A 20,320-nucleotide genomic window follows, 5' to 3' on the forward strand; every position below is an offset into this window, starting at 1 on the left:
TTGTTTTCGTGAGCATCTTGTAGCGATCCGCAAGGCCGACCACCAGTCTCTTGCTCGCGGAGGGTCGCCGGCTCGGCGGCAGCTTTGACGTGGCTCAATTGCCGCAGGGGGCCTGTGTGTTTGAATGATTCCAACACGCGAGCGGAGGTCGAGGCTTGGCAAACACGGGCGGTCAGCAGGTTATCCTGGATGGAGCGGGTCTTGACGCGTTGTTCGCCACGCTGCGGAGGGAAGCGTATCGTGTTCTGGGGCCGACCGTGCGCGACGGGGCGATCGTCTATGACGATATCGAGTCGACCGGCGAGATGCCGCGCGGTTGGACCGACGAACACGATGGCGGCCACTATCGCCTGAAACGGAGGGATGACGAGGCGCTGTTCGGCTATGTCGTCGGGCCGCAGTCGTGGAAGAAATACCTCCATCCGCCGCGGCAGCGCCTCTGGACCGCCAAGCAGACCAACGGCGAGGTCAAGGTTACCGCCGATGAAACCTCGCCGCAGAAACTGGCCTTCATCGGGGTGCGCGCCTGCGAACTCAACGCGATCGCCATTCAGGATCGCGTCTTCATCGGCGGGCCGTTTGCCGATCCGCACTACAAGGTGCGCCGCGAGGACGCCTTCTTCGTCGCGGTGAACTGTGGACAGGCCGGCGGTACCTGTTTCTGCGCCTCCATGAACACCGGTCCGAAGGCGGAAAGCGGCTTCGACCTCGCGCTGACCGAGATCGCGACCATCGACGGAAACCGCTTCTTGGTCGAGGTCGGTTCGGACGCTGGCAAGGCGGTGATCGCCGCGCTGCCGACGACCGATGCGACGGACGACGATATTAAAACGGCCGATCGGATCGTGGCGGCAACCACCGCCGCGATGGGCCGCGAGATGCCGGACGGCGACATCCGCAGCCTGCTTCTGGAAAACCTCGAACACCCGCAATGGGACAAGGTGGCTGAGCGGTGCCTCGCCTGCACCAACTGCACCATGGTGTGCCCCACCTGCTTCTGCACCTCGGTCGAGGATTCGAGCGATCTGACCGGTACCGAGACCTCGCGGGAGCGCCGCTGGGACTCCTGTTTCACCATGGACTTTTCCTACATCCACGGCGGCGGCGTGCGGCAGAGCGGCAAGTCCCGTTACCGCCAGTGGATGACCCACAAGCTTGCCACATGGTTCGATCAGTTTGGAACGTCGGGGTGTGTCGGCTGCGGACGGTGCATCACCTGGTGCCCGGTGGGCATCGACATCACCGAGGAAGTGCGCGCCGTTCAGGGCGGCACGACGGAAGGGAGTGCGTGATATGGCGGTGCGTGGACTGGAACGGATCGTCAGCGAACATCCGTTTTTTGCGGGTCTCGACGAGTCGTTTCTCGACCTGGTTCGCGGGTGCGCCAAGAATGTTCGGTTTTCGCCGAACCAGCATCTCTTTCGCGAAGGCGGTCCGGCCGATCAGTTCTACCTGATCCGGGAGGGGCGGGTTGCCCTCGAGATCGCAGCACCAGGATACGGGGCGGTCACGTTCCAGACGGTCGGCGAGGGCGACATCGTCGGGGTGTCCTGGCTGTTTCCGCCCTACCGGTGGACCTATGATGCTCGCGCCGTCGATCGCGTCCGGGCGATCAGCCTCGATGGCAAGTGCCTGCGCGACAAGTGCGAGGACGATCACAGCCTCGGCTATGACGTGATGAAACGGCTCGTGCCGATCCTGATGAACCGGCTGCAGGCGACGCGGCTGCAGGTGCTCGACGTTTACGGTAAGCCGGCGGCATGATGAGCGCTGTATTGGCCACCGCCCACGATCCGATGGTGCCGCAGGTTGCGCGGGTCACCAGCCGCCGCAACGACGCGCCGGACGTCTATACGCTGGTGATCGAGCCGGAGAACGGCGACACCGAGTTCGCCGCCGGGCAATTCAATATGCTGACCGTGTTCGGCGTCGGTGAGGCCGCCATCAGCATCAGTGGCGACCCCGCCAAGACGGGAGGGATCGTCCATACGATCCGCGCGGTTGGGGCCGTGTCGCGGGCGTTGACCGAACTGAAGCGCGGCGATCCGGTCGGCCTGCGCGGGCCGTTCGGCACCGGCTGGCCGGTCGAGAAGCTCGACGGCAAGGACGTTGTTCTGGTCGCCGGCGGGCTCGGGCTGCCGCCGCTTCGACCGGTGATCTACCGGCTCCTCGCTGAGCGCGATCGCTACGGGCGGGTGGCAATCCTCTATGGCACGCGCAGCCCGGAAGACATCGTCTTCCGTCGTGAGATCGAATCCTGGCGCCAGCGCCTTGACGTTGACGTCGAGGTGACCGTCGATCATGCGGCGGAGGGATGGCACGGCCACGTCGGCGTGGTGACGACCCTGATGTCGCGGATCGAGTTCGATCCGGATCGCACGATTGGTCTGCTGTGTGGACCGGAGATCATGATGCGGTTCGGCGTCCAGGCGCTGAGCACGGCCGGCGTCCCCGACGAGGCGCTGTATCTGTCGATGGAGCGCAATATGAAGTGCGCGATCGGCCTCTGCGGCCATTGCCAGCTCTCGTCGATGTTCGTCTGCCGCGACGGTCCGGTCTTTCGCTACGATCAGGTTCGTTACCTTATGGCATTGCAGGAGATTTGACGGTGGCCTCATCCAAACGACCGCGGCTTGCCGTCTGGAAATTCGCTTCATGCGACGGGTGTCAGCTCAGTCTGCTCGACTGCGAGGACGAATTGCTGGCCGTCGCCGACGCGATCGACATCGCCTATTTCATGGAAGCGACGCGCGGCAAGATTTCCGGCCGCTATGCGTTGTCGTTGGTCGAGGGGTCGATCACCACCGCCCATGACGCCGAGCGGATCAAGGAAGTCCGGCGCCGTTCCGACGTCCTGATCACTATCGGTGCCTGCGCGACCGCCGGCGGGATCCAGGCACTGCGGAACTTCGCCGACGTCAAGGAATACACCTCGATCGTCTATGCGCGGCCGGACTACATCAGCACGCTCGCCACCTCGACGCCGATCGCCGATCACGTCCGCGTCGATTTCGAACTGCGCGGTTGCCCCATCAGCAAGCAGCAACTGCTCGAGGTGGTTTCCGCGTTCCTGGCGCGGCGTAAACCGGTGACGCCGGCGCACAGCGTTTGCGTCGAGTGCAAGTTGCGCGGCAATGTGTGTGTCATGGTCGCCCACGGCACGCCGTGTCTCGGGCCCGTGACTCACGCCGGCTGCGGCGCCTTGTGCCCGGCCTACGATCGCGGTTGCTACGGATGTTTCGGTCCGATGGAGACGCCCAACGCGCCGTCGTTGAGCGGCTGGCTTGCGGGCCTCGGTATGGATAAGCGGTCGATCAGCCGCGTCTACAGCACGTTCAACACGGACGCCGAGCCGTTCCGGGAGGAGAAGGAACGCCATGGCACGTAAAACCATCAAGGTCGACTACCTCGCGCGAGTTGAAGGCGAGGGGGCGCTGAAGGTCGTCATTCGCGACGGCTCGGTCCAATCGGCGGAGCTCAGCATCTTCGAACCGCCGCGCTTCTTCGAAGCGTTCATGCGCGGCCGCGCCTACACTGAGGCACCGGATATCACCGCGCGGATCTGCGGCATCTGTCCGGTCGCCTATCAGATGAGCGCCGTCCACGCGATGGAGGACGCGCTCGGCGTCAAGGTGGACGGACCGCTCCGCGATCTGCGACGATTGCTCTACTGCGGCGAGTGGATTGAAAGCCATACGCTGCACGTGTTCATGCTGCATGCGCCCGACTTTCTCGGCTACGCCGGTGCGATCGAGATGGCGCGCGACCACGGCGACGCGGTGCGCATGGGGCTCGAGCTCAAGAAGATCGGCAACGAGATCGTGACGCTGGTCGGCGGACGCGAGATTCATCCAATCAACGTCAAGGTCGGCGGTTTCTACCGGACGCCGACCAAGGCCGAGCTTCAGCCGCTCGCCGAACGTCTGAAATATGCCCGCGACCTTGCAATCGAAGCCGTTCGCTTCGTCTCGACCTTCGACTTCCCTGAGCGAGGACGTGACTACGTGTGGGTCTCGCTGCGGCACCCGGACGAGTACCCGTTCAACGAGGGGCGCATCGTTTCGAGCAGCGGTCTCGACATTCCGATGTCCGACTACGACAAGCACTTCGAGGAAGTTCACGTCGAGCACTCGACCGCGCTGCAGTCGCAACTCGACGGCGTCGGCTCCTACTTCGTCGGTCCGCTGGCCCGCTACAATCTCAACTTCGACAAGCTGTCGCCACTCGCCCAGGACGTGGCACGCGAAGTCGGCCTCGGCGAAACCTGCCACAATCCCTATCGCAGCATCATCGTGCGCGCGGTTGAAGTCTTGTACGCCTACGACGAGGCACTCAGGATCATCGATAACTACGAGCGCCCGGACCAGCCGGCGATCGAGATCGAGACGCGGGCCGGCACCGGCTACGCGGCCACCGAGGCGCCGCGCGGCATGCTCTATCACCGCTACCGTCTGGACGAGGACGGATCAATCGCGTCCGCCCAGATCGTGCCGCCGACCTCCCAGAACCAGGCGACCGTCGAGGAAGACCTGCGGACTTACATTAACGCCTGGCTCAATCTCGAGGACGAGGATTTGCAGCACCGGTGCGAGCAGACCGTGCGGAACTACGATCCGTGTATCTCGTGCGCGACGCACTTCCTGCGGCTGGAGCGGGTCGAGGAGGAGTCGGGATGAGCCAACGCCGGATCGTGATCGGCATCGGCAATCCGGATCGCGGTGACGACGGCGTCGGCCCGTTGGTTGTCGACAAGCTGAGGGACCTGCTGCCACCGGGCGTCGATGCCATCGTCCACAGCGGAGAAGCGACATCGCTTCTGGCGAAGATTGAAGGGGCGAGTGCCGCGTTTCTGGTCGATGCAAGCTGGTCGGGGGCGAGGGTTGGGACGATCCGGCGGATCGACGTGAACCGTGACGATCTGCCCGATCTGGAGATGAAGATGTCGACCCATGGCTTCGGGCTCGCCGGCGCGGTCGAACTCGGCCGGGTGCTGGATCAGCTTCCGCTGGTGTGCGTTGTCTACGTCATCGAGGCGCAGAACATGGATACCGGCGCGCCGCTGTCGCCGCAGGTGGTCGGCGCCGCGGAAGCCGTGGCCGGGATGATCCGGGATGAGGTGATGCAGGATGCATGAAGCATCGCTGATGAAGAACCTGATGCGTCAGATCGATGCGGTGGCGCAGCAGGAGAACGCTAAGCGGGTCACCGGGGTCGCCGTCTGGCTCGGCGCGTTAAGCCACATGACCGAGGCGCACTTCGGCGAACACTTCCGTCAGGCCTCTGCCGGCACCAACGCGGAAGGGGCGCGAATTACGGCTACTCTGTCGGACGACACGACCCACGCCAACGCGCAGGATGTTCTGTTGGAAAGCGTCGAGGTTGAAACCTGAAACGGCCATGCCGGCGACCGACGGTGCGCCGATCGCAATCGCGCGGAAGTGCATCACCGTCCGCGGGGTCGTCCAGGGCGTGGGCTTTCGCCCCTTCGTCTATCGCCAGGCGACGACGCTCGGGCTGACGGGTTTCGTCACCAATACGCCGGGCGGTGTGACCATCGAAGCGGAGGGCGCGGAGGCCGCGGTGACCGCTCTCGTTGAAGCGCTCCGGTGCACGCCACCGCCAAGCGCGCGGGTTGACGCCATCGATATCGCGACGGTTCCGCCGATCGGCGCCATCGGGTTTGACGTTCGCGATAGCGTGACCGCCGGTGCGTTGTCGGCCGAGGTCCCGACCGATCTGGCGACCTGTCCGGCCTGTCTCGCGGAGTTGCACGACCCGAACGATCGTCGCCACCGGTATCCGTTCATCAACTGCACCGCCTGCGGGCCGCGCTATTCGATCGTCGCGGCCATGCCCTACGACCGGGCCCGGACGACCATGTCCGGCTTCACCATGTGCCCAGCCTGCCAGTCGGAATACGACGAGCCGGCGGACCGACGCTTCCATGCGGAACCGAACGCGTGTCCGGTCTGCGGACCGCAGCTTTCGTTCTGGGACGCGGCGGGCGCGACCATGGCCACCCGCGACGCGGCGCTTCGGGCAGCCGCCGATGCGATCCGCAATGGTGAGATCGTCGCCGTGAAGGGCATCGGCGGATTTCATTTGATCTGTGACGCGCGGGACGAGGCGGCCGTTGCCCGGCTACGGCAGCGCAAGAACCGGGAGACCAAACCGTTCGCGGTGATGGCGCCGGATCTGCGCGAGGCGGAGCGGTTGTGCCGCGTCTCCGGTAAAGAACGAGCGTTGCTCACCGGGGCGATTCGACCGATCGTGATCATGCAACGCGCGCACGACGAACTGGCGCCGTCGGTCGCGCCCGACAACCCGACACTCGGGCTGATGCTGCCGTACACGCCGCTCCATCACCTGCTGATGGAGGACCTCGGGTTTCCGGTGGTGGCGACCAGTGGCAACCGTGCCGACAACCCGATCGTCATCGACGAGGCCGATGCGGTCGCGGCACTTGGCGGCATCGCCGATCGATTCCTGGTGCATGACCGGCCGATCATCCGTCCGGTCGACGACTCGGTTGTCCGCGTTGTCGGCGGGCGCCCGCAGGTGCTGCGCAACGGCCGCGGCTACGCGCCACGCACGATTTCTGTTCCGGACATCGAGGCAGGTGTCGTCGCCGTCGGCGGGCATCTCAAGGCGGCGGTCGCCGTCTCGCAGACCGATCGCATCGTGCTCGGGTCGCATATCGGTGACCTGGACGGCAGCGCGGCGCGGACCGTCCATGCGGCCGCGATCGACGATGCCGCGGACCTCTATCACATCACACCGACGCGCGTGGCGCGCGATCTCCATCCGGACTTCGCCCGGACACGCGCGCGGGCTACCGGCGGTCTCGACGAAATCCCGGTGCAGCATCATCTGGCGCACGTCGTCGCCTGCATGGCCGAACACAGCCTGGCGCCTCCGGTCCTCGGCATCGCGTGGGACGGCACCGGCTTCGGACCGGACGGCACAATCTGGGGCGGAGAGTTCCTGACAGTGGACGGCAACGACTGGCGGCGGACAGGCCATCTGCGGCCGTTCCGCTTGCCGGGCGGTGAAGCCGCCGTGCGCGAACCGCGGCGCGCGGCGCTGGGCCTTCTATACGAAGCGTTTGGCGCTGCGGCTATGGAGATGGACGACATCCCGTCCGTCGCGGCGTTCGGAGAGAGCGAGCGCGCGGTACTGGCGCGGATGCTCGCTCAGGGCACACACGCACCGATCACGACCAGCGCCGGGCGGCTGTTCGACGCCTTCGCCTCGCTCTGCGGGCTCCGTCAGGTCAATGGCCATGAAGGGCAGGCCGCGTGTCTGTTCGAATGGGCCGCCGAGGGTGAGCCAGCCGATCGCGTCTATGCGTTTCCGGTGATGGACAACAATGAGGGCGGCTGGGTCGTCGACTGGCGGCCAGCCCTGGAGGCGGCGATCGCCGATTTCCGAAAGGGCGCGTCCCCCGGCGCGATATCCGCCGCCGTTCACGCCGGCCTCGTTGAGGCGATGGCCGCGGTCGCCGAGCGTGCGGGCATCGCGCGGGTCGTCCTCACCGGCGGCTGTTTCCAGAACGTCCGCCTCACCGAGGCCGCGATCGCGGCGCTGGGGTCGGCCGGCTTCGACGTCTTTTGGCATGAGCGGGTGCCGCCCAACGACGGCGGGCTTGCTGTGGGCCAGGCAGTGTGGGCCAGTTGGATGGCCAAAGGAGCGTAGATATGTGCCTCGCAGTACCGGGTCGGATTCTGAGCACCAGCGGTGACGATCCCCTGATGCGGGTCGGCCGTGTCGACTTCGGCGGTGTCCTCAAGGACATCAACCTTGCCTATACGCCGGAGGCTGAGATCGGCGATCACGTTCTGGTCCATGTCGGCTTTGCGATCACTGTCATCGACGAGACCGAAGCCGAGAAGGTCTTCGCCCATCTCAAGGAAATCGGCGAACTGGAGGAGCTCGAAGCGGACGAAGCCGAGGCGGTGCAATGAAGTACCGCGACGAATACCGCGATCCGGAAGCAGCCCACGCGCTCGCCGAAGCGATCGCCAAAGTCACGACCCGCCCATGGACCCTGATGGAGGTCTGCGGGGGTCAGACCCACGCCATCGTCCGCTACGGCATCGACGCGCTCTTGCCGGAGGACGTGACGCTGGTCCACGGGCCCGGTTGTCCGGTGTGCGTGACCCCGGCGGAGTATATCGACAAGGCGATCGAGATCGCCGGGCGCCCCGAAGTGATCCTGTGTTCGTTCGGCGACATGCTGCGGGTGGCGGGAACCGGCGGCGATCTGCTTGGCGCCAAAGCACGCGGTGCGGACGTGCGCGTCGTCTATTCGCCCCTCGACGCGCTGACGATCGCGCGGGAGAACCCGGATCGCGAGGTGGTCTTCTTCGCGGTCGGCTTCGAGACCACCGCGCCGGCCAACGCCATGGCCGCCTACCAGGCGAAGCGGGAAGGTCTGACCAATTTCTCCATGCTGGTGTCCCATGTTCTGGTGCCGCCGGCGATGCGCACCATCCTCGACGGACCGGGAAATCGCATCCAGGGGTTCCTGGCAGCCGGCCACGTCTGCACGGTGATGGGATTCGAGGAGTATTTTCCTATTTCGGAGCAATACCGGGTGCCGATCGTGGTGACGGGCTTCGAGCCGCTCGACATTCTCGAAGGCGTCTACATGACCGTGCGCCAGCTCGAGGAGGGGCGGGCGGAGGTCGAGAACCAGTATGCTCGCTCGGTCCGCCGCGACGGCAACCGGCCGGCGCAGGACATCATGGCGAAGGTGTTTCGTGTCACGCCGCGGCGCTGGCGCGGGATCGGCGACATCGCCGAAAGCGGCCTGGGGCTATCCGAAGCGTATGCCGATTTCGACGCCGAGCAGCGCTTCGGTGCTGTCGCTAACGGGTCGGAACAGACCGGCGAGTGCATCAGCGGCCTCGTGCTGCGCGGCGAGAAGAAGCCGCCGGAATGCCCGGCGTTCGGCACCCGCTGCACGCCGGAACACCCGCTCGGGGTCACCATGGTGTCGTCGGAGGGCGCCTGTGCGGCCTACTATCGCTATCGCGGCCGACAGGCTGGCACGATGCGGAAGGCATCCTGACGCCATGAACGGGGGTGAGGAGTTCGCGCTGTCGTGTCCGGCGCCGGCCAATGACGGCGAACGGGTCCAGATGGCCCATGGCGGCGGCGGCCGGGCGATGGAGCGGCTGCTCGATACGATCATCCGGCCGGCGTTCGATAACCCCGAGCTAACCCGGAGACACGATGGCGCCGTGCTCGATGTCACTGGACCGGTCGCCTTCACCACCGATTCCTACGTGGTTCGGCCGCTGGTGTTCCCCGGCGGCGATATCGGCACGCTGGCGGTCAACGGCACGGTCAACGACCTCGCCATGTGCGGGGCACGCCCGCGGGACCTCAGCGTTGGGTTCATCCTGGAGGAGGGGCTGCCGCTGGCGACCCTTCGGCTGGTGGTCGAGTCGATGCGGCGGGCAGCCGACGCCGCCGGTGTCCGCCTGGTCACCGGCGACACCAAGGTCGTCGATCACGGCAAGGCCGATGGCATGTACATCAACACCGCTGGTGTCGGGGCAATCGTCGCGACCAAACCGATTGGACCGAGCGAAGTTCGGCCTGGCGACGCGGTGATCCTCAGCGGCGATATCGGCCGTCACGGGGTCGCGGTGATGGCGGCGCGCGAGGGGTTCGGCTTCGAGACGGTGATCGAGAGCGATTGCGCGCCGATGGTGGGGCCGGTGATGGCGCTGATCGAAGCGGGGATCGCGGTGCATTGTCTGCGTGATCTGACCCGCGGCGGGTTGGCCAGTGCCGCGGTCGAGATCGCCGAGACTGCCGGTGTCTCGATTGCCCTGGAGGAAAGCGTGATTCCGGTTCGCGACGACGTCGGCGCGGCCTGCGAGATCCTCGGGCTCGATCCGATCCATATCGCCAACGAGGGGCGCTTCGTCGCTTTTGTAGGCGAGGACGACGCCGAAAGAACCGTTGCGCTTCTCAGAGACCATCCGGTCTCAACCGGCGCGGTGGTCATCGGGGCGGTTGGAGACGGTCCGGCAGGCGAAGTGACCAGCCGCGGTGCGCTCGGGATCGACCGCGTTGTCGACATGCTGAGCGGCGAGCAGTTGCCGCGTATCTGTTGATAATTGAGGGCCGGGCGTGTGTCGCCCGACCCGGCGTTTCCCGCTGCCTAGTGGAACGAATTTGACATTTGAGTCCCATGCGCGGCCAAGCTCTCGCTCAAATGTCGAATTCAAAAGTTCCACTAGAAACATAGACTTGCTAGTGGTTCTTATGACTCCGACATTTGCCTGAGCGGGTGTTGCAAGGGGTAGCAAATGTCGGAGTCGAACCACTAGACGGTGCTCAACGTCACCAAGACGACCGCCAATACCGCCCCGGCGATCGCGACCGCGTCCTCGGTCAGCGCCGCCGGCCCGTCGCGACCGATCGTCTCGGCAAGGCGCATCCGGGCAGCGTAGCCGCCGAGCGTCCCGACCACTGCCCCCGCGACCCCAAGCACCAGCCCGATGATCCAGGCTTCGGCGGCCAAGCCCAGCACCGCACCGGAGGCCGCACCACTCACAAGTCGCGCTATGAAGGCGGCCGGCGTCTTGCGGCTCGGCGTTCGGGGCAGCTTGTCGCCGACAAACTCGGCGATCGCCAGTGCTGTCAGGATCGCTGCCGGCCATATCTCGGCAAGAAAGCCCAGATTGGTCCCGGCGACGGGTATCACCCCGAGATACGCAGCCCACGCGACCGCCGTCGGCGCGGTGAAGGTCCTGAGACCGGCGATGACGCCGATCAGAGCCGTTGCGATGAAGACACCCATGGTGTTTTTCCCGGTGCTACCGTCCCATCGCTGCCGCTTCGATGGCAACTCGCCGCTGCAAGGGGCCGGCGGTCAGCTCCATCGCCCCCTGGAACGCCAAGAGCTGCCCGGTCTCGTCGTCGTAGGTGGCGCTGAACCGCTGCCACATACGCCCGTCCGCCTCGATTGTCGCAAGGGTATCGTCGTTGTCCGGGTTGATGCGGGCCAATCGATCGCGCAGCGGCTCCAGCACCGCACGCAGCGATTCCGTGGCCGGCACGCCCAGCCACTGAACGGTGACACTGTCGGGTAGCGGCGACCGTGGCAGGAGATCGAACGACCAGCGTCCGCGAGCATTGGCGAAACCCGGAATGGCGGCATCTCGCGCTTCCGCGGCGCGGCGTTCCGGCGGATCGAAGGCAACCATCCGCCCCGGTGCGCTGATCACCAGCGGGCGGGCGAAAACCTGGACCGCGCTCTCCGCGTCAATGTCGGGGAGGAAAGTACGGGCGGTTTCCACCAGGGTTTCGTCGTCGCCGGCGAGCCTCACCGCCTTGTCGATCAGCGGCTGGCGGAGATTGTCCCAGTTGGACACCGACACCAGGGCCCCCTGGTCGGTCATCTCCAGTTCGGCGGTCATGCCATCGATTGCCAGCAACAGCAGGCTGTCGAAGTCGGGCGGCGCCAGCACCCGTTGGCGGTTCACCGTCACATTGGTGCGCTGATTGCGGACTTCGGCCAGAAAACGGTCGTCCTGCCGTTCGGTGACCCTGAGTTCGAGTTCGTAATCGACGCTGACCACCGGATCCGGACGCCGGTCGTTGGCGGTGACCCGCAGATATCGGACGTTCAATGTGGTGGATTCGCCGATCGCCGGGTCGTAGGGGATCGTCGACGGCGCCGCCGATGCCGGCACGACCGCACCGGAAACGAGGCAGAAAACCGCCGAAACGGCGGTCGCGACGGCTGTTCGGGTGGGCATGTGGTGAGGGTCCTTGTCGGTCGGTCGCGCCGGTTGTTGGTTAACCTTCTGGCGGATTTAGGGCGGGGGCGACGGCAACTCAGCTCGCGAATCGTCAGGTAATTGCCGCTTCGTCCGATCCTTAAATCTTTTGTCAACGTTACCGGTGTCTACTCACTCTTGATCACGAGTTTGAGTGCGAGTTGTGTCATGCGTAACCGAGTTTCCGCGCGCCGTAGCCGTCTTCTGGGTCAGGCGGTCTGTGTTGTGGCGCTCGCGGGCGTAGCGGCGGCGTGCAGCGCTGACGCGACCCGTGTCAGAGAGCCGCTGTTCACCGGCTCGACCCCCAATCAACGTGCGATCATCGGCAACGCGCAGCCGACACCGGCGATGCCGGTCGGCACGGCCGTGGCCGGCACAAATCTCCCGCCGCCGCAAACGGCCGGCGGACCGATCAACCTCGCCGGCGGGGCGCCCGGCGGAACCTGGTCGGCGGTTGGCGGTCAGGTCGTCACCGTCGGTCCGGGCGAGTCGCTGGATACGCTGGCGTTGAAGTATGGCGTGCCCTCGTCGGAGATTGCCCGCGCTAACGCGATTTCCAGCCCGTCCCAGATCACGCCCGGCCGTACCATCGTCATCCCGCGCGCGTCGCAGACAGCCTTCGCGACACCGCAGTCGGGCTCCGCCGCCGCACCGGCCGTACAGCCGCAACCGGCTGCAGCGGGCGGGACCCACGTGGTCCAGTCGGGCCAGACGCTCTACAGCATTTCGCGCATGCACGGGATCAGCGTCGACAGCCTGATCGCCGCAAATGCACTGTCTGGTCAGATCATCCGCACCGGCCAGACGCTCACCATTCCGGCTGGCGGCGTGCCGCAGACAACCACGCAGGTCGCGTCCCTGACCCCCGGTCCGGGCGCCGCGCCGAAACCGCTCGGCACCCTCAAGGTCGATGCCAATGGCACACCGGCGCCCGCCAACGCGGTTGCCGCACCGCCGCGGGTCATTGACGGAGCAGCCGCGCCGGCGCCTGCCGAACTCCCGGTCGTTCCGGCCAAAGCCGTGGCGCCGCTCGAGCCTGCGCCCGCCGCGCCTGTCGAGGCGGTCGATCCGCCCTCGGCCGACGGTACATCGTTCCGCTGGCCGGTCCGTGGCCGGATCATCTCCGGCTTCGGCACCAAGGCAGATGGCGAGCGCAACGACGGCATCAACCTTGCCGTGCCGGCCGGAACGTCGGTGAAAGCCACCGAGGCCGGAACCGTGATCTATTCCGGCAACGAGCTCGCCGGCTACGGCAATCTCGTGCTGATCCGCCACGCGGACGGCTGGGTGTCGGCCTATGCCCACAACGACCAGGTCAAGGTTCAGCGCGGTGACGCGGTCAAGCGTGGCCAGACGATCGGCACGGCCGGGACCACCGGTTCGGTTTCCTCGCCGCAGGTCCACTTCGAGCTGCGCAAGGGCGCCAAGCCGGTCAACCCGATGGACTACCTGTCGAGCAGCTAAGGCTGCGCCTCACCCTCATCGAGAGTTTTGCCGAGCCGTCCGGCCAGGTCCTGGATGAACTGCCAGGCCACCCGGCCGGAGCGGGCACCCCGTGTGGTGGACCATTCCAGCGCATCCCGCCGCAGGTCGTCGTCGAGCGAACCAAGTCCGTAGTGGTCGAGATATCCGGCGACCATCGCCAGATACTCGTCCTGGCTACACTGGTGAAAGCCGAGCCACAGACCGAACCGGTCGGATAGCGACACCTTCTCCTCGACCGCCTCGCCGGGATTGATCGCCGTCGAGCGCTCGTTCTCCATCATGTCGCGCGGCAGAAGGTGACGGCGGTTCGAAGTGGCATAGAAGACGACGTTAGCCGGACGGCCCTCGATGCCCCCCTCCAGCGCCGCCTTCAGCGACTTGTAGGACGTGTCCTCGGCGTCGAACGACAGGTCGTCGCAGAACAGGATGAAACGATCGGGTGCGTCGCGAAGCCGCGCCATCAGCTCGGGCAGGGATTCAATTTCCTCACGGTGAATCTCGACGAGTTTCAGTTTGGCGCCCGCCGGGGATCCGCTGACTGTCGCGTGAGCCGCTTTGATCAGGGAGCTCTTGCCCATGCCGCGGGCGCCCCACAACAACACGTTGTTGGCCGGCAGACCGGTGGCGAACCGTTCGGTGTTCTCCAGAAGTTGGTCGCGCATCCGGTCGATGCCCTTGAGCAGCCCTAATGGCACGCGGTTGACCCGCGCGACCGGCTGCAGCCGGCGATCCTCGGCGTGCCAGACGAACGCGTCGGCGGCAGTGAAATCGATGGGCGGCGGCTCCGCCGGAACGGCGCGGGCGAAGAGGCGGACCAACTGGTCGAGTTTCGCGGCGATTGCGCTGTTTTCGGTCTCTGGCAAGGGCGGTCCCTGATATCGGATCGGGCGGGCGCTGGTTAGCATGCCGCTGCGGCGACGGCCAGTAAGCGGGTTAATGCCGCCATTGCCCGTTCCAAAGGCGGAGCCGGCAGCCTATATCGTTTGCATTGATGGGCGGCCCGGCTATAGTCCGCGCCGTTTCGAAGCAGATTTTCCGGCCGGCGGCGCCGGCCCCGCAGGAGTTCAAGCATGCTGATTTCCCCCGCTTACGCCCAGGCCGGTGGTGCCGGCGGCGGAGACCTGATCTTCAGCCTGCTGCCGTTCATCCTGATCTTCGTGATCATGTATTTCCTGATCATCCGGCCACAGCGGCAGCGGCAGAAGCGGCACCAGGAGATGGTGGCCAATCTGCGCCGTGGCGACACGATCGTCACCTCCGGTGGCCTCATCGGCAAGGTCGCCAAGGTGGTCGACGACAGCGAGTTACAGATCGATCTCGCCGAAAACGTGCGCGTCCGTCTGTCCCGCGGCATGGTCGCCGAAGTCCGCTCAAAGAGTGAGCCGGTAAAGGAGAGTGAATGACCCGCCGTTTGTGCGGTGAACCGGCGCGCGAGGCCGAATAGTCAATCATGCTGATCATCGCGCGCTGGAAGGTCATCCTGATTCTGCTGGTGATTGCCGGCGGGATTCTGGCGGTGATCCCCAACTTCTTCACCCGCGAGGAAGTCAATTCCTGGCCGGGGTTCCTGCCCAAGAACCGGATCGTCCTCGGTCTCGATCTTCAGGGTGGCGCCTATCTGCTCTACGAAGTCGACCGGGAGGACTACACCGCCAAGCGTCTCCAGAACCTGGTCGGCGAGGTCCGCCGGGCGATGCTGGAAGCGCCGCGGATCGGTTACACCGGTCTCGGCGTCCAGGGCGATGGCGTCCAGTTGCGCATCCGCGATCCGGCCCAGATCGACATCGCACGCGAGCGGCTGGAGCAACTGCGTAATCCGATGGCATCGAACCTCCTCGGCGGCGGCGCGGTCGATGAATTCGAGCTGACGGTGTCCGGCGACGGGGTGATGCGGCTGAGCTTCTCCGCCGACGGCCTCGCCCAGCGCATTCGTGGCATCGTCCAGCAGTCGATGGAGGTGATCAGCCGCCGGATCGATGAGCTCGGCACGACCGAGCCGAGCATCCAGCGCCAGGGCGAGGACCGGATCCTGGTCGAGGCGCCGGGTCTTGGCGATCCGGAGCGGTTGAAGGCCATCGTCGGCCAGACCGCGGCTCTGACCTTCCACATGGTTCGCGAGGCGATCTCCAGCGACGCGGTCACCAGCCCGCCCGCGGGAACCATCATCCTGCCGTCGGTCGATGAACCCGGTCTATCCTATATCCTCGATGCCTCGGCGCTGATGTCGGGTGAGGACCTGGCCGACGCTCAGGCGGCGTTCGAGCAGCAGACCAACCAGCCGGTGGTCTCCTTCCGGCTCACCACCTCCGGCGGGCGGACGTTCGCGGAGGTAACCGCCGCCAATGTCGGCCGCCAGTTCGCCATCGTTCTCGATGACGAGGTGATCTCGGCCCCGGTGATCCAGGAACCGATCCCCGGCGGAACCGGCCAGATCAGTGGCAACTTCACCGTTCAGACCGCTAACGACCTGGCGATTCTGCTGCGCGCCGGTTCGCTGCCTGCCAAGTTGACGATCCTTGAGGAGCGGAGCGTCGGGCCAGGCCTCGGCGCCGACTCGATCGAGGCCGGTGAGATCGCCGCGGTCATCGGCGCCATCGCTGTCGGTGTGTTCATCTTCCTGGTTTATGGCCTGTTCGGCCTGCTCGCCAATCTGGCGGTCATCGTCAACGTCGTCCTGATCTTCGCGGTGCTGACGACGCTGGGGGCGACGCTGACGTTACCCGGAATCGCCGGCATCGTGCTCACCATCGGTACCGCGGTCGACTCCAATGTGCTGATCTATGAGCGCATCCGGGAGGAGGCGCGCCAGGGTCGCTCGGCGATTGCCGCGATCGATCTCGGCTTCAAGCGCGCGCTCGGCACGATTCTCGACGCTAACATCACGACTTTGATCGCGGCTCTGGCCCTGCTGTTGCTGGGGTCCGGACCGATCCGCGGTTTCGCGATCACCTATGCGATCGGGATCGCGACGACGATTTTCACCGCCTTCACCTTCACGCGTTTGCTGGTGGCGTTCTGGTACGACCGGACGCGACCGGCGAAGATCGCGTTTTAGCCCGCGCGGACCGACACGATGCGCCGACTTCGCCTGATCCCGGACGATACGCACTTCCGCTTCATGTGGCTGCGGCGGTTCGCGTTTCCGCTGTCGATCGTGTTGTCGATCATCTCCGTTGCCGCCTTCATCCTGATCGGTCCGCAATACGGCATCGACTTCCGCGGCGGCACGTTGATGGAGCTGAAGCCGACATCGGAACAGACGACCGTCGGCAGTATCCGCTCGACCCTGGACGCGCTCAACTTCGGCGATGTTCAGGTTCAGGAGGTCACCGACATCACCTCCGGGACTAACATCCTGGTCCGCATCCAGCAGCAGCCGGGTGGTGACGAGGCCCAGCAGCGGGTGGTGACCGACGTCCGCGCCGCCTTGGGGGACACGGTCGAGTTCCGACGAATCGAGGTGGTCGGACCGCGGGTCTCCGGCGAACTCGCCTACAACGGCACGATCGCCATGCTGCTCGCGATGACCGGGATCCTGATTTACATCTGGTTCCGGTTCGAGTGGCAGTTCGCGGTTGGTGCGATCATCTGTACCGCGCACGACGTGCTGATGACGCTCGGCTTCTTCACGCTGTTCCAGCTCGAGTTCAATCTGTCGAGTATCGCGGCGCTGCTCACCATTGTCGGCTACTCGCTGAACGACACCGTGGTCGTCTACGACCGGATTCGCGAGAACTTACGAAAATTCAAGAAGATGCCGTTGACCGAGCTGATCGACCGCTCCGTAAACGAGACGTTGGCACGTACGATCACCACCTCGACGACGACGCTGCTCGCGCTGCTCGCCTTGCTCATTTTCGGCGGCTCGGTGATCCGCTCGTTTGTCGCTGCGATGATGTTCGGCATCGTGATCGGCACTTATTCGTCGATCTTCATCGCCGCGCCGCTGCTCATCTACTTCAAGCTCCGCCCGGGCGCCCTGTCGCCGGACGAGGACAAGCCCGCCGGCCCGACCGGCAGCGAGAAGCCGGCGACCGAGTCGGAAACGTAAGTCAGTGGCTCCGCCCGGCATCGAGGTCCGCGCCGCGCACTATCCGGGACGCGCGCCAATCGATGCTTACGGCAATGGCGGCTTCCGGTTCGCCGATATGTCCCACCGCGGATCGATTCTCTGCCTGCCGAGCGGCATCCATGGCTGGGACACGCCCGAACCGGTCGATGCCGCGAGCCTCGCCAAGGTTTTCGCTGAAGCCGATGCGATCGACGTGCTGCTGGTCGGGATGGGCGCGGAGATCGCTTTCTTGGACTCGGACCTGAAGGCGCGGCTGCGCGAGGCCGGCATCGTCGCCGATGCCATGTCGACCGGCGCCGCCGTGCGTACCTACAACGTGCTGGTCGCCGAGGACCGGCCGGTCGCCGCGGCACTGATCGCGGTGGACTGAAGCACGACGCATCCATATCTCAGGCCCATGGACATCGCCGCCCACTGCGCTGCGATCGTGCGGGCCGGAAACCGCGACCGCTACGTCGCTGATCTGCTGGCCCCCGATGATCGCCGCAACGACCTCATGGCGCTCCACGCCTTCGACATCGAGGTTTCGACCATCCGCGCCAAGGTCACCGAGCCGACGCTCGGCGAGATCCGACTGGAATGGTGGCGACAGGCGCTGCGCGGCGACCATGGGGGTCATCCGGTCGCGTCAACCCTGGCGGAAACCATTGCGCGCTACCGCTTGCCGATCGCGGCTTTCGACAATCTTCTGCAGGCGCGGGTGTTCGACCTTTACGACGATCCGATGCCGTCGATCGGCGATCTCGAAGGCTATGCTGGCGATACCGCGTCCGCCGTCATTCAGCTCGGTGCGCTGATCCTTGCCGGCGGCGACGACCCCGGATCGGCCGAGGCAGCCGGTTTTGCCGGTGTCGCCCTGACCATCGTCGACATCATCGCCCATCTGCCCCAAACCGTCGCGCGTGGCCAATGCCTGCTGCCGGCCGACGCGTTGGCGCGCGAGGGGATCAAGCCGGAGGAGCTGCGCGCGGGTGAGACCCCGGTGGGCGTGCGGTCGGTGGCGGGCGAGCTGGTGACAAGGGCTACGGATCGCTTCGCGGAGGCGCAGGACGCCGCCCGCGCCCTCGACCCGACGGTGCTGCCGGCCTTCCTGCCGGCGACGGTGGTTCCGCTCTACCTCAAACGGTTCGGCAATCCGAACCGTGACCCGCTGCGCGATGATGTGACCATCAGTCCGCTCCGTCGCCAATGGGCGATCTGGCGCGCATCACGCCGCGGCAACTTCTGATCGATCACTCGGCCGCGACCGCGTCCGGCCGACCGACCCAGCCGTCGAAGTCGGCAAGTGCCCGCGCGGATAGCGCCCGCTTCTTGGCTTTGCCGCGCTCGGGACCCTTCATCTTGACGCCCGGTTCGGGGATCACCTCGATCGGCGGAAACAGACCGAAATTGACGTTCATCGGCTGGAACGATCGCTTACCCGGTTCGCTGGCGTCGCGGTGACCGCCGGTGATGTGAGCGAGGACCGCGCCGTGCGCCGTGGTCTGCGGCGGTGGGACGATCGTCTCGCCGAGACGTTCGGCCGCGGCGAAGCGGCCGGCCAGCAACCCCATCGCCGCCGACTCGACATAGCCCTCGCAGCCGGTGATTTGACCGGCGAAGCGCAGGCGCGGCTCCGCTTTCAGGCGCAGCGTGCGATCGAGCAGCTTGGGCGAGTCGAGAAAGGTGTTGCGGTGGAGGCCGCCGAGTCGCGCGAACTGCGCCTGTTCCAGCCCCGGGATCATGCGGAAGATGTCCGCCTGGACGCCGTAGCGCAGTTCGGTCTGGAAGCCGACCATGTTGTAGAGGGTGCCTAGCGCATTGTCTTGGCGGAGCTGGACGACCGCGCAGGGCTTCTCGTCCGGCTTGTGCCGGTTGGTCAGCCCGACCGGCTTCATCGGCCCGTGGCGAAGGGTCTCGCGGCCGCGGCGGGCCATCACCTCGATCGGCAGGCAACCTTCGAAATACGGGATGTTCTCCCAGTCGTGGTGCTTGTGCGGCTCGCCGGCGAGCAGGGCATCGATGAACGCTTCGTAAGCGTCGCGGTCGAGCGGACAGTTGATGTAATCCTTTCCCGTGCCGCCCGGCCCAACTTTATCGTAGCGGGACTGGAACCAGGCCACGTCCATATTGATCGTGTCGAAATGGACGATCGGCGCGATGGCATCGAAGAACGCCAGTGCTTCCGTATGCGTGCGGTCTTGAATCGCTTCGGCGAGCGCGGGTGAGGTCAACGGACCGGTGGCGACGATGACGTTGTCCCATTCGGCCGGTGGCAGGCCCGCGACCTCCGCTCGATCGACTGTGATCAGCGGCGCGGACTCGATGGCGTCGGTCACCGAAGCCGAGAAACCCTCCCGGTCGACGGCCAACGCGCCGCCTGCCGGAACCTGATGCCGGTCGGCCTGCGCCATGATCAGGGACCCGGCGCGGCGCAGTTCGGCGTGGAGCAAGCCGACGGCATTGGTCTCGGCATCGTCGGAGCGAAACGAGTTGGAGCAGACCAGCTCGGCGAGGCCGTCGGTCTGGTGCGCCTCGGTCGTGCGCACAGGCCGCATCTCATGGAGGATCACGGGAATGCCGCGGGCGGCAAGCTGCCAGGCGGCTTCCGACCCGGCGAGGCCGCCGCCGATCACGTGGACGGGTTCAGGTGCCATGGCCGGGCACCCTAGTGGAGAGCGGAGGCCGCAGGCAAAAGAAAAACGCCCGCCGGGGAGGAGGTCGGCGGGCGTTTCTCATAAGTGAGGTCGAAGTCAGGGAGGAGGAGACTTCGACCTCGTTCGTCCGGAGCGGGAGGAGGTGCTCCGAGGCGATTCTAGCTTAGCGTCTGCCAGACTTGCGGGCGATTTCCGGAATGTCGTACCGGTTGATGCCCAGATCGTCCAACTCACGCTGGTTGAGCCTCATCAGCTCATTGTAGGTGTCGCGATACTGCCGCCAATTGCGGTAGGAATCGACCAAACGGTTACTCATTGCTCTGTCC

22 protein-coding genes are annotated in these 20,320 nt (G+C 65.8%); 17 read left to right on the forward strand and 5 right to left on the reverse strand.

All coding sequences use genetic code 11. The features are described from left to right. The first annotated feature begins 155 nt into the window (after positions 1 to 155). From ACO076_RS14175 to hypE, 11 genes are read left to right on the forward strand one after another with little or no spacing between them, the layout of a single operon-like run. The gene (locus tag ACO076_RS14175) at positions 156 to 1,292 is read left to right on the forward strand and encodes a 4Fe-4S dicluster domain-containing protein (RefSeq protein WP_421723486.1); all 1,137 of its coding nucleotides are present in this window, start codon (positions 156 to 158) and stop codon (positions 1,290 to 1,292) included. A gap of 1 nt (position 1,293) precedes the next feature. After that, positions 1,294 to 1,764: a cyclic nucleotide-binding domain-containing protein gene (locus ACO076_RS14180; protein WP_421723487.1), complete on the forward strand. Its 471-nt coding sequence runs from the start codon at positions 1,294 to 1,296 to the stop codon at positions 1,762 to 1,764. Next, positions 1,764 to 2,606 (forward strand): FAD/NAD(P)-binding protein, encoded by an 843-nt coding sequence (locus ACO076_RS14185; RefSeq protein ID WP_421723488.1) that lies wholly within the window; start codon positions 1,764 to 1,766, stop codon positions 2,604 to 2,606. Before ACO076_RS14180 ends, ACO076_RS14185 begins: the two co-directional genes overlap by 1 nt. Before the next feature lie 2 nt (positions 2,607 to 2,608). Then, complete coding sequence (locus ACO076_RS14190) at positions 2,609 to 3,388, forward strand: oxidoreductase (protein WP_421723489.1); 780 nt, start codon at positions 2,609 to 2,611, stop codon at positions 3,386 to 3,388. Beyond that, the gene (locus ACO076_RS14195) at positions 3,378 to 4,676 is read left to right on the forward strand and encodes a Ni/Fe hydrogenase subunit alpha (protein ID WP_421723490.1); all 1,299 of its coding nucleotides are present in this window, start codon (positions 3,378 to 3,380) and stop codon (positions 4,674 to 4,676) included. Before ACO076_RS14190 ends, ACO076_RS14195 begins: the two co-directional genes overlap by 11 nt. Beyond that, a complete protein-coding gene (locus tag ACO076_RS14200) occupies positions 4,673 to 5,134 on the forward strand; it encodes a hydrogenase maturation protease (protein ID WP_421723491.1) in 462 nt (153 codons plus the stop codon). Before ACO076_RS14195 ends, ACO076_RS14200 begins: the two co-directional genes overlap by 4 nt. After that, entirely contained in the window at positions 5,127 to 5,390 is a 264-nt protein-coding gene (locus ACO076_RS14205; RefSeq protein ID WP_421723492.1) for a hydrogenase/urease maturation nickel metallochaperone HypA, read from the forward strand. Before ACO076_RS14200 ends, ACO076_RS14205 begins: the two co-directional genes overlap by 8 nt. Continuing rightward, positions 5,380 to 7,695 (forward strand): carbamoyltransferase HypF, encoded by a 2,316-nt coding sequence (hypF, locus tag ACO076_RS14210; RefSeq protein WP_421723493.1) that lies wholly within the window; start codon positions 5,380 to 5,382, stop codon positions 7,693 to 7,695. The genes ACO076_RS14205 and hypF overlap by 11 nt, the downstream gene beginning before the upstream one ends. 2 nt (positions 7,696 to 7,697) lie before the next feature. Then, a complete protein-coding gene (locus tag ACO076_RS14215) occupies positions 7,698 to 7,964 on the forward strand; it encodes a HypC/HybG/HupF family hydrogenase formation chaperone (RefSeq protein WP_421723494.1) in 267 nt (88 codons plus the stop codon). Further along, a complete protein-coding gene (gene hypD / locus ACO076_RS14220; RefSeq protein WP_421723495.1) occupies positions 7,961 to 9,073 on the forward strand; it encodes a hydrogenase formation protein HypD in 1,113 nt (370 codons plus the stop codon). The genes ACO076_RS14215 and hypD overlap by 4 nt, the downstream gene beginning before the upstream one ends. 4 nt (positions 9,074 to 9,077) lie before the next feature. Beyond that, positions 9,078 to 10,130 carry a hydrogenase expression/formation protein HypE gene (gene hypE / locus ACO076_RS14225; RefSeq protein WP_421723496.1) on the forward strand — a complete coding sequence of 351 codons (1,053 nt, stop codon included), beginning with the start codon at positions 9,078 to 9,080 and terminating at the stop codon, positions 10,128 to 10,130. 212 nt (positions 10,131 to 10,342) lie between these two features. On the opposite strand, the gene ACO076_RS14230 is transcribed toward hypE, so the two are convergent. Together ACO076_RS14230 and ACO076_RS14235 are read right to left on the reverse strand one after the other, a co-directional pair. Next, positions 10,343 to 10,819: a DUF4126 domain-containing protein gene (locus ACO076_RS14230; protein ID WP_421723497.1), complete on the reverse strand. Its 477-nt coding sequence runs from the start codon at positions 10,817 to 10,819 to the stop codon at positions 10,343 to 10,345. A gap of 16 nt (positions 10,820 to 10,835) precedes the next feature. Next, entirely contained in the window at positions 10,836 to 11,780 is a 945-nt protein-coding gene (locus ACO076_RS14235; protein ID WP_421723498.1) for a hypothetical protein, read from the reverse strand. A 189-nt stretch (positions 11,781 to 11,969) separates the two neighbouring features. On the opposite strand from ACO076_RS14235, the gene ACO076_RS14240 reads away from it, so the two are divergent. Continuing rightward, positions 11,970 to 13,265 carry a peptidoglycan DD-metalloendopeptidase family protein gene (locus ACO076_RS14240; RefSeq protein WP_421723499.1) on the forward strand — a complete coding sequence of 432 codons (1,296 nt, stop codon included), beginning with the start codon at positions 11,970 to 11,972 and terminating at the stop codon, positions 13,263 to 13,265. Here ACO076_RS14240 and ACO076_RS14245 read toward each other — a convergent pair. Next, the gene (locus ACO076_RS14245; protein WP_421723500.1) at positions 13,262 to 14,149 is read right to left on the reverse strand and encodes an ATP-binding protein; all 888 of its coding nucleotides are present in this window, start codon (positions 14,147 to 14,149) and stop codon (positions 13,262 to 13,264) included. The genes ACO076_RS14240 and ACO076_RS14245 overlap by 4 nt on opposite strands. Positions 14,150 to 14,356: 207 nt before the next feature. On the opposite strand from ACO076_RS14245, the gene yajC reads away from it, so the two are divergent. The 5 genes from yajC to ACO076_RS14270 are packed head-to-tail and all read left to right on the forward strand — an operon-like array spanning position 14,357 to position 18,586. Continuing rightward, the gene (gene yajC, locus ACO076_RS14250) at positions 14,357 to 14,689 is read left to right on the forward strand and encodes a preprotein translocase subunit YajC (protein WP_421723501.1); all 333 of its coding nucleotides are present in this window, start codon (positions 14,357 to 14,359) and stop codon (positions 14,687 to 14,689) included. A gap of 47 nt (positions 14,690 to 14,736) precedes the next feature. Beyond that, positions 14,737 to 16,341: a protein translocase subunit SecD gene (gene secD / locus ACO076_RS14255; protein WP_421723502.1), complete on the forward strand. Its 1,605-nt coding sequence runs from the start codon at positions 14,737 to 14,739 to the stop codon at positions 16,339 to 16,341. An 18-nt stretch (positions 16,342 to 16,359) separates the two neighbouring features. Further along, entirely contained in the window at positions 16,360 to 17,337 is a 978-nt protein-coding gene (secF, locus tag ACO076_RS14260; RefSeq protein ID WP_421723503.1) for a protein translocase subunit SecF, read from the forward strand. Between the two features lie 4 nt (positions 17,338 to 17,341). Further along, entirely contained in the window at positions 17,342 to 17,728 is a 387-nt protein-coding gene (locus tag ACO076_RS14265) for an Mth938-like domain-containing protein (RefSeq protein ID WP_421723504.1), read from the forward strand. A 27-nt stretch (positions 17,729 to 17,755) separates the two neighbouring features. Continuing rightward, entirely contained in the window at positions 17,756 to 18,586 is an 831-nt protein-coding gene (locus tag ACO076_RS14270) for a phytoene/squalene synthase family protein (RefSeq protein ID WP_421723505.1), read from the forward strand. A gap of 4 nt (positions 18,587 to 18,590) precedes the next feature. On the opposite strand, the gene trmFO is transcribed toward ACO076_RS14270, so the two are convergent. After that, on the reverse strand, positions 18,591 to 19,994 hold the full coding sequence (gene trmFO / locus ACO076_RS14275; protein ID WP_421723506.1) for a methylenetetrahydrofolate--tRNA-(uracil(54)-C(5))-methyltransferase (FADH(2)-oxidizing) TrmFO: 1,404 nt from the start codon (positions 19,992 to 19,994) through the stop codon (positions 18,591 to 18,593). 163 nt (positions 19,995 to 20,157) lie between these two features. Continuing rightward, on the reverse strand, positions 20,158 to 20,310 hold the full coding sequence (locus tag ACO076_RS14280) for a DUF1127 domain-containing protein (protein WP_421723507.1): 153 nt from the start codon (positions 20,308 to 20,310) through the stop codon (positions 20,158 to 20,160). Positions 20,311 to 20,320: the final 10 nt, after the last annotated feature.

This window comes from Bauldia sp. (assembly GCF_965232525.1).
Lineage (GTDB): Bacteria > Pseudomonadota > Alphaproteobacteria > Rhizobiales > Kaistiaceae > Bauldia.

Excerpts from the sequence above, each read along its gene's own strand:
- ACO076_RS14280 (WP_421723507.1), bottom strand. The coding sequence starts at position 20,310 with ATGAGTAACCGTTTGGTCGATTCCTACCGCAATTGGCGGCAGTATCGC.
- ACO076_RS14185 (WP_421723488.1), top strand. The coding sequence starts at position 1,764 with ATGAGCGCTGTATTGGCCACCGCCCACGATCCGATGGTGCCGCAGGTT.
- ACO076_RS14205 (WP_421723492.1), top strand. The coding sequence starts at position 5,127 with ATGCATGAAGCATCGCTGATGAAGAACCTGATGCGTCAGATCGATGCG.
- ACO076_RS14270 (WP_421723505.1), top strand. The coding sequence starts at position 17,756 with ATGGACATCGCCGCCCACTGCGCTGCGATCGTGCGGGCCGGAAACCGC.
- ACO076_RS14230 (WP_421723497.1), bottom strand. The coding sequence starts at position 10,819 with ATGGGTGTCTTCATCGCAACGGCTCTGATCGGCGTCATCGCCGGTCTC.
- secF (WP_421723503.1), top strand. The coding sequence starts at position 16,360 with ATGCGCCGACTTCGCCTGATCCCGGACGATACGCACTTCCGCTTCATG.
- ACO076_RS14195 (WP_421723490.1), top strand. The coding sequence starts at position 3,378 with ATGGCACGTAAAACCATCAAGGTCGACTACCTCGCGCGAGTTGAAGGC.
- ACO076_RS14215 (WP_421723494.1), top strand. The coding sequence starts at position 7,698 with ATGTGCCTCGCAGTACCGGGTCGGATTCTGAGCACCAGCGGTGACGAT.
- yajC (WP_421723501.1), top strand. The coding sequence starts at position 14,357 with ATGCTGATTTCCCCCGCTTACGCCCAGGCCGGTGGTGCCGGCGGCGGA.
- trmFO (WP_421723506.1), bottom strand. The coding sequence starts at position 19,994 with ATGGCACCTGAACCCGTCCACGTGATCGGCGGCGGCCTCGCCGGGTCG.
- hypE (WP_421723496.1), top strand. The coding sequence starts at position 9,078 with ATGAACGGGGGTGAGGAGTTCGCGCTGTCGTGTCCGGCGCCGGCCAAT.
- ACO076_RS14200 (WP_421723491.1), top strand. The coding sequence starts at position 4,673 with ATGAGCCAACGCCGGATCGTGATCGGCATCGGCAATCCGGATCGCGGT.
- ACO076_RS14180 (WP_421723487.1), top strand. The coding sequence starts at position 1,294 with ATGGCGGTGCGTGGACTGGAACGGATCGTCAGCGAACATCCGTTTTTT.
- ACO076_RS14235 (WP_421723498.1), bottom strand. The coding sequence starts at position 11,780 with ATGCCCACCCGAACAGCCGTCGCGACCGCCGTTTCGGCGGTTTTCTGC.
- hypD (WP_421723495.1), top strand. The coding sequence starts at position 7,961 with ATGAAGTACCGCGACGAATACCGCGATCCGGAAGCAGCCCACGCGCTC.
- ACO076_RS14240 (WP_421723499.1), top strand. The coding sequence starts at position 11,970 with ATGCGTAACCGAGTTTCCGCGCGCCGTAGCCGTCTTCTGGGTCAGGCG.
- secD (WP_421723502.1), top strand. The coding sequence starts at position 14,737 with ATGCTGATCATCGCGCGCTGGAAGGTCATCCTGATTCTGCTGGTGATT.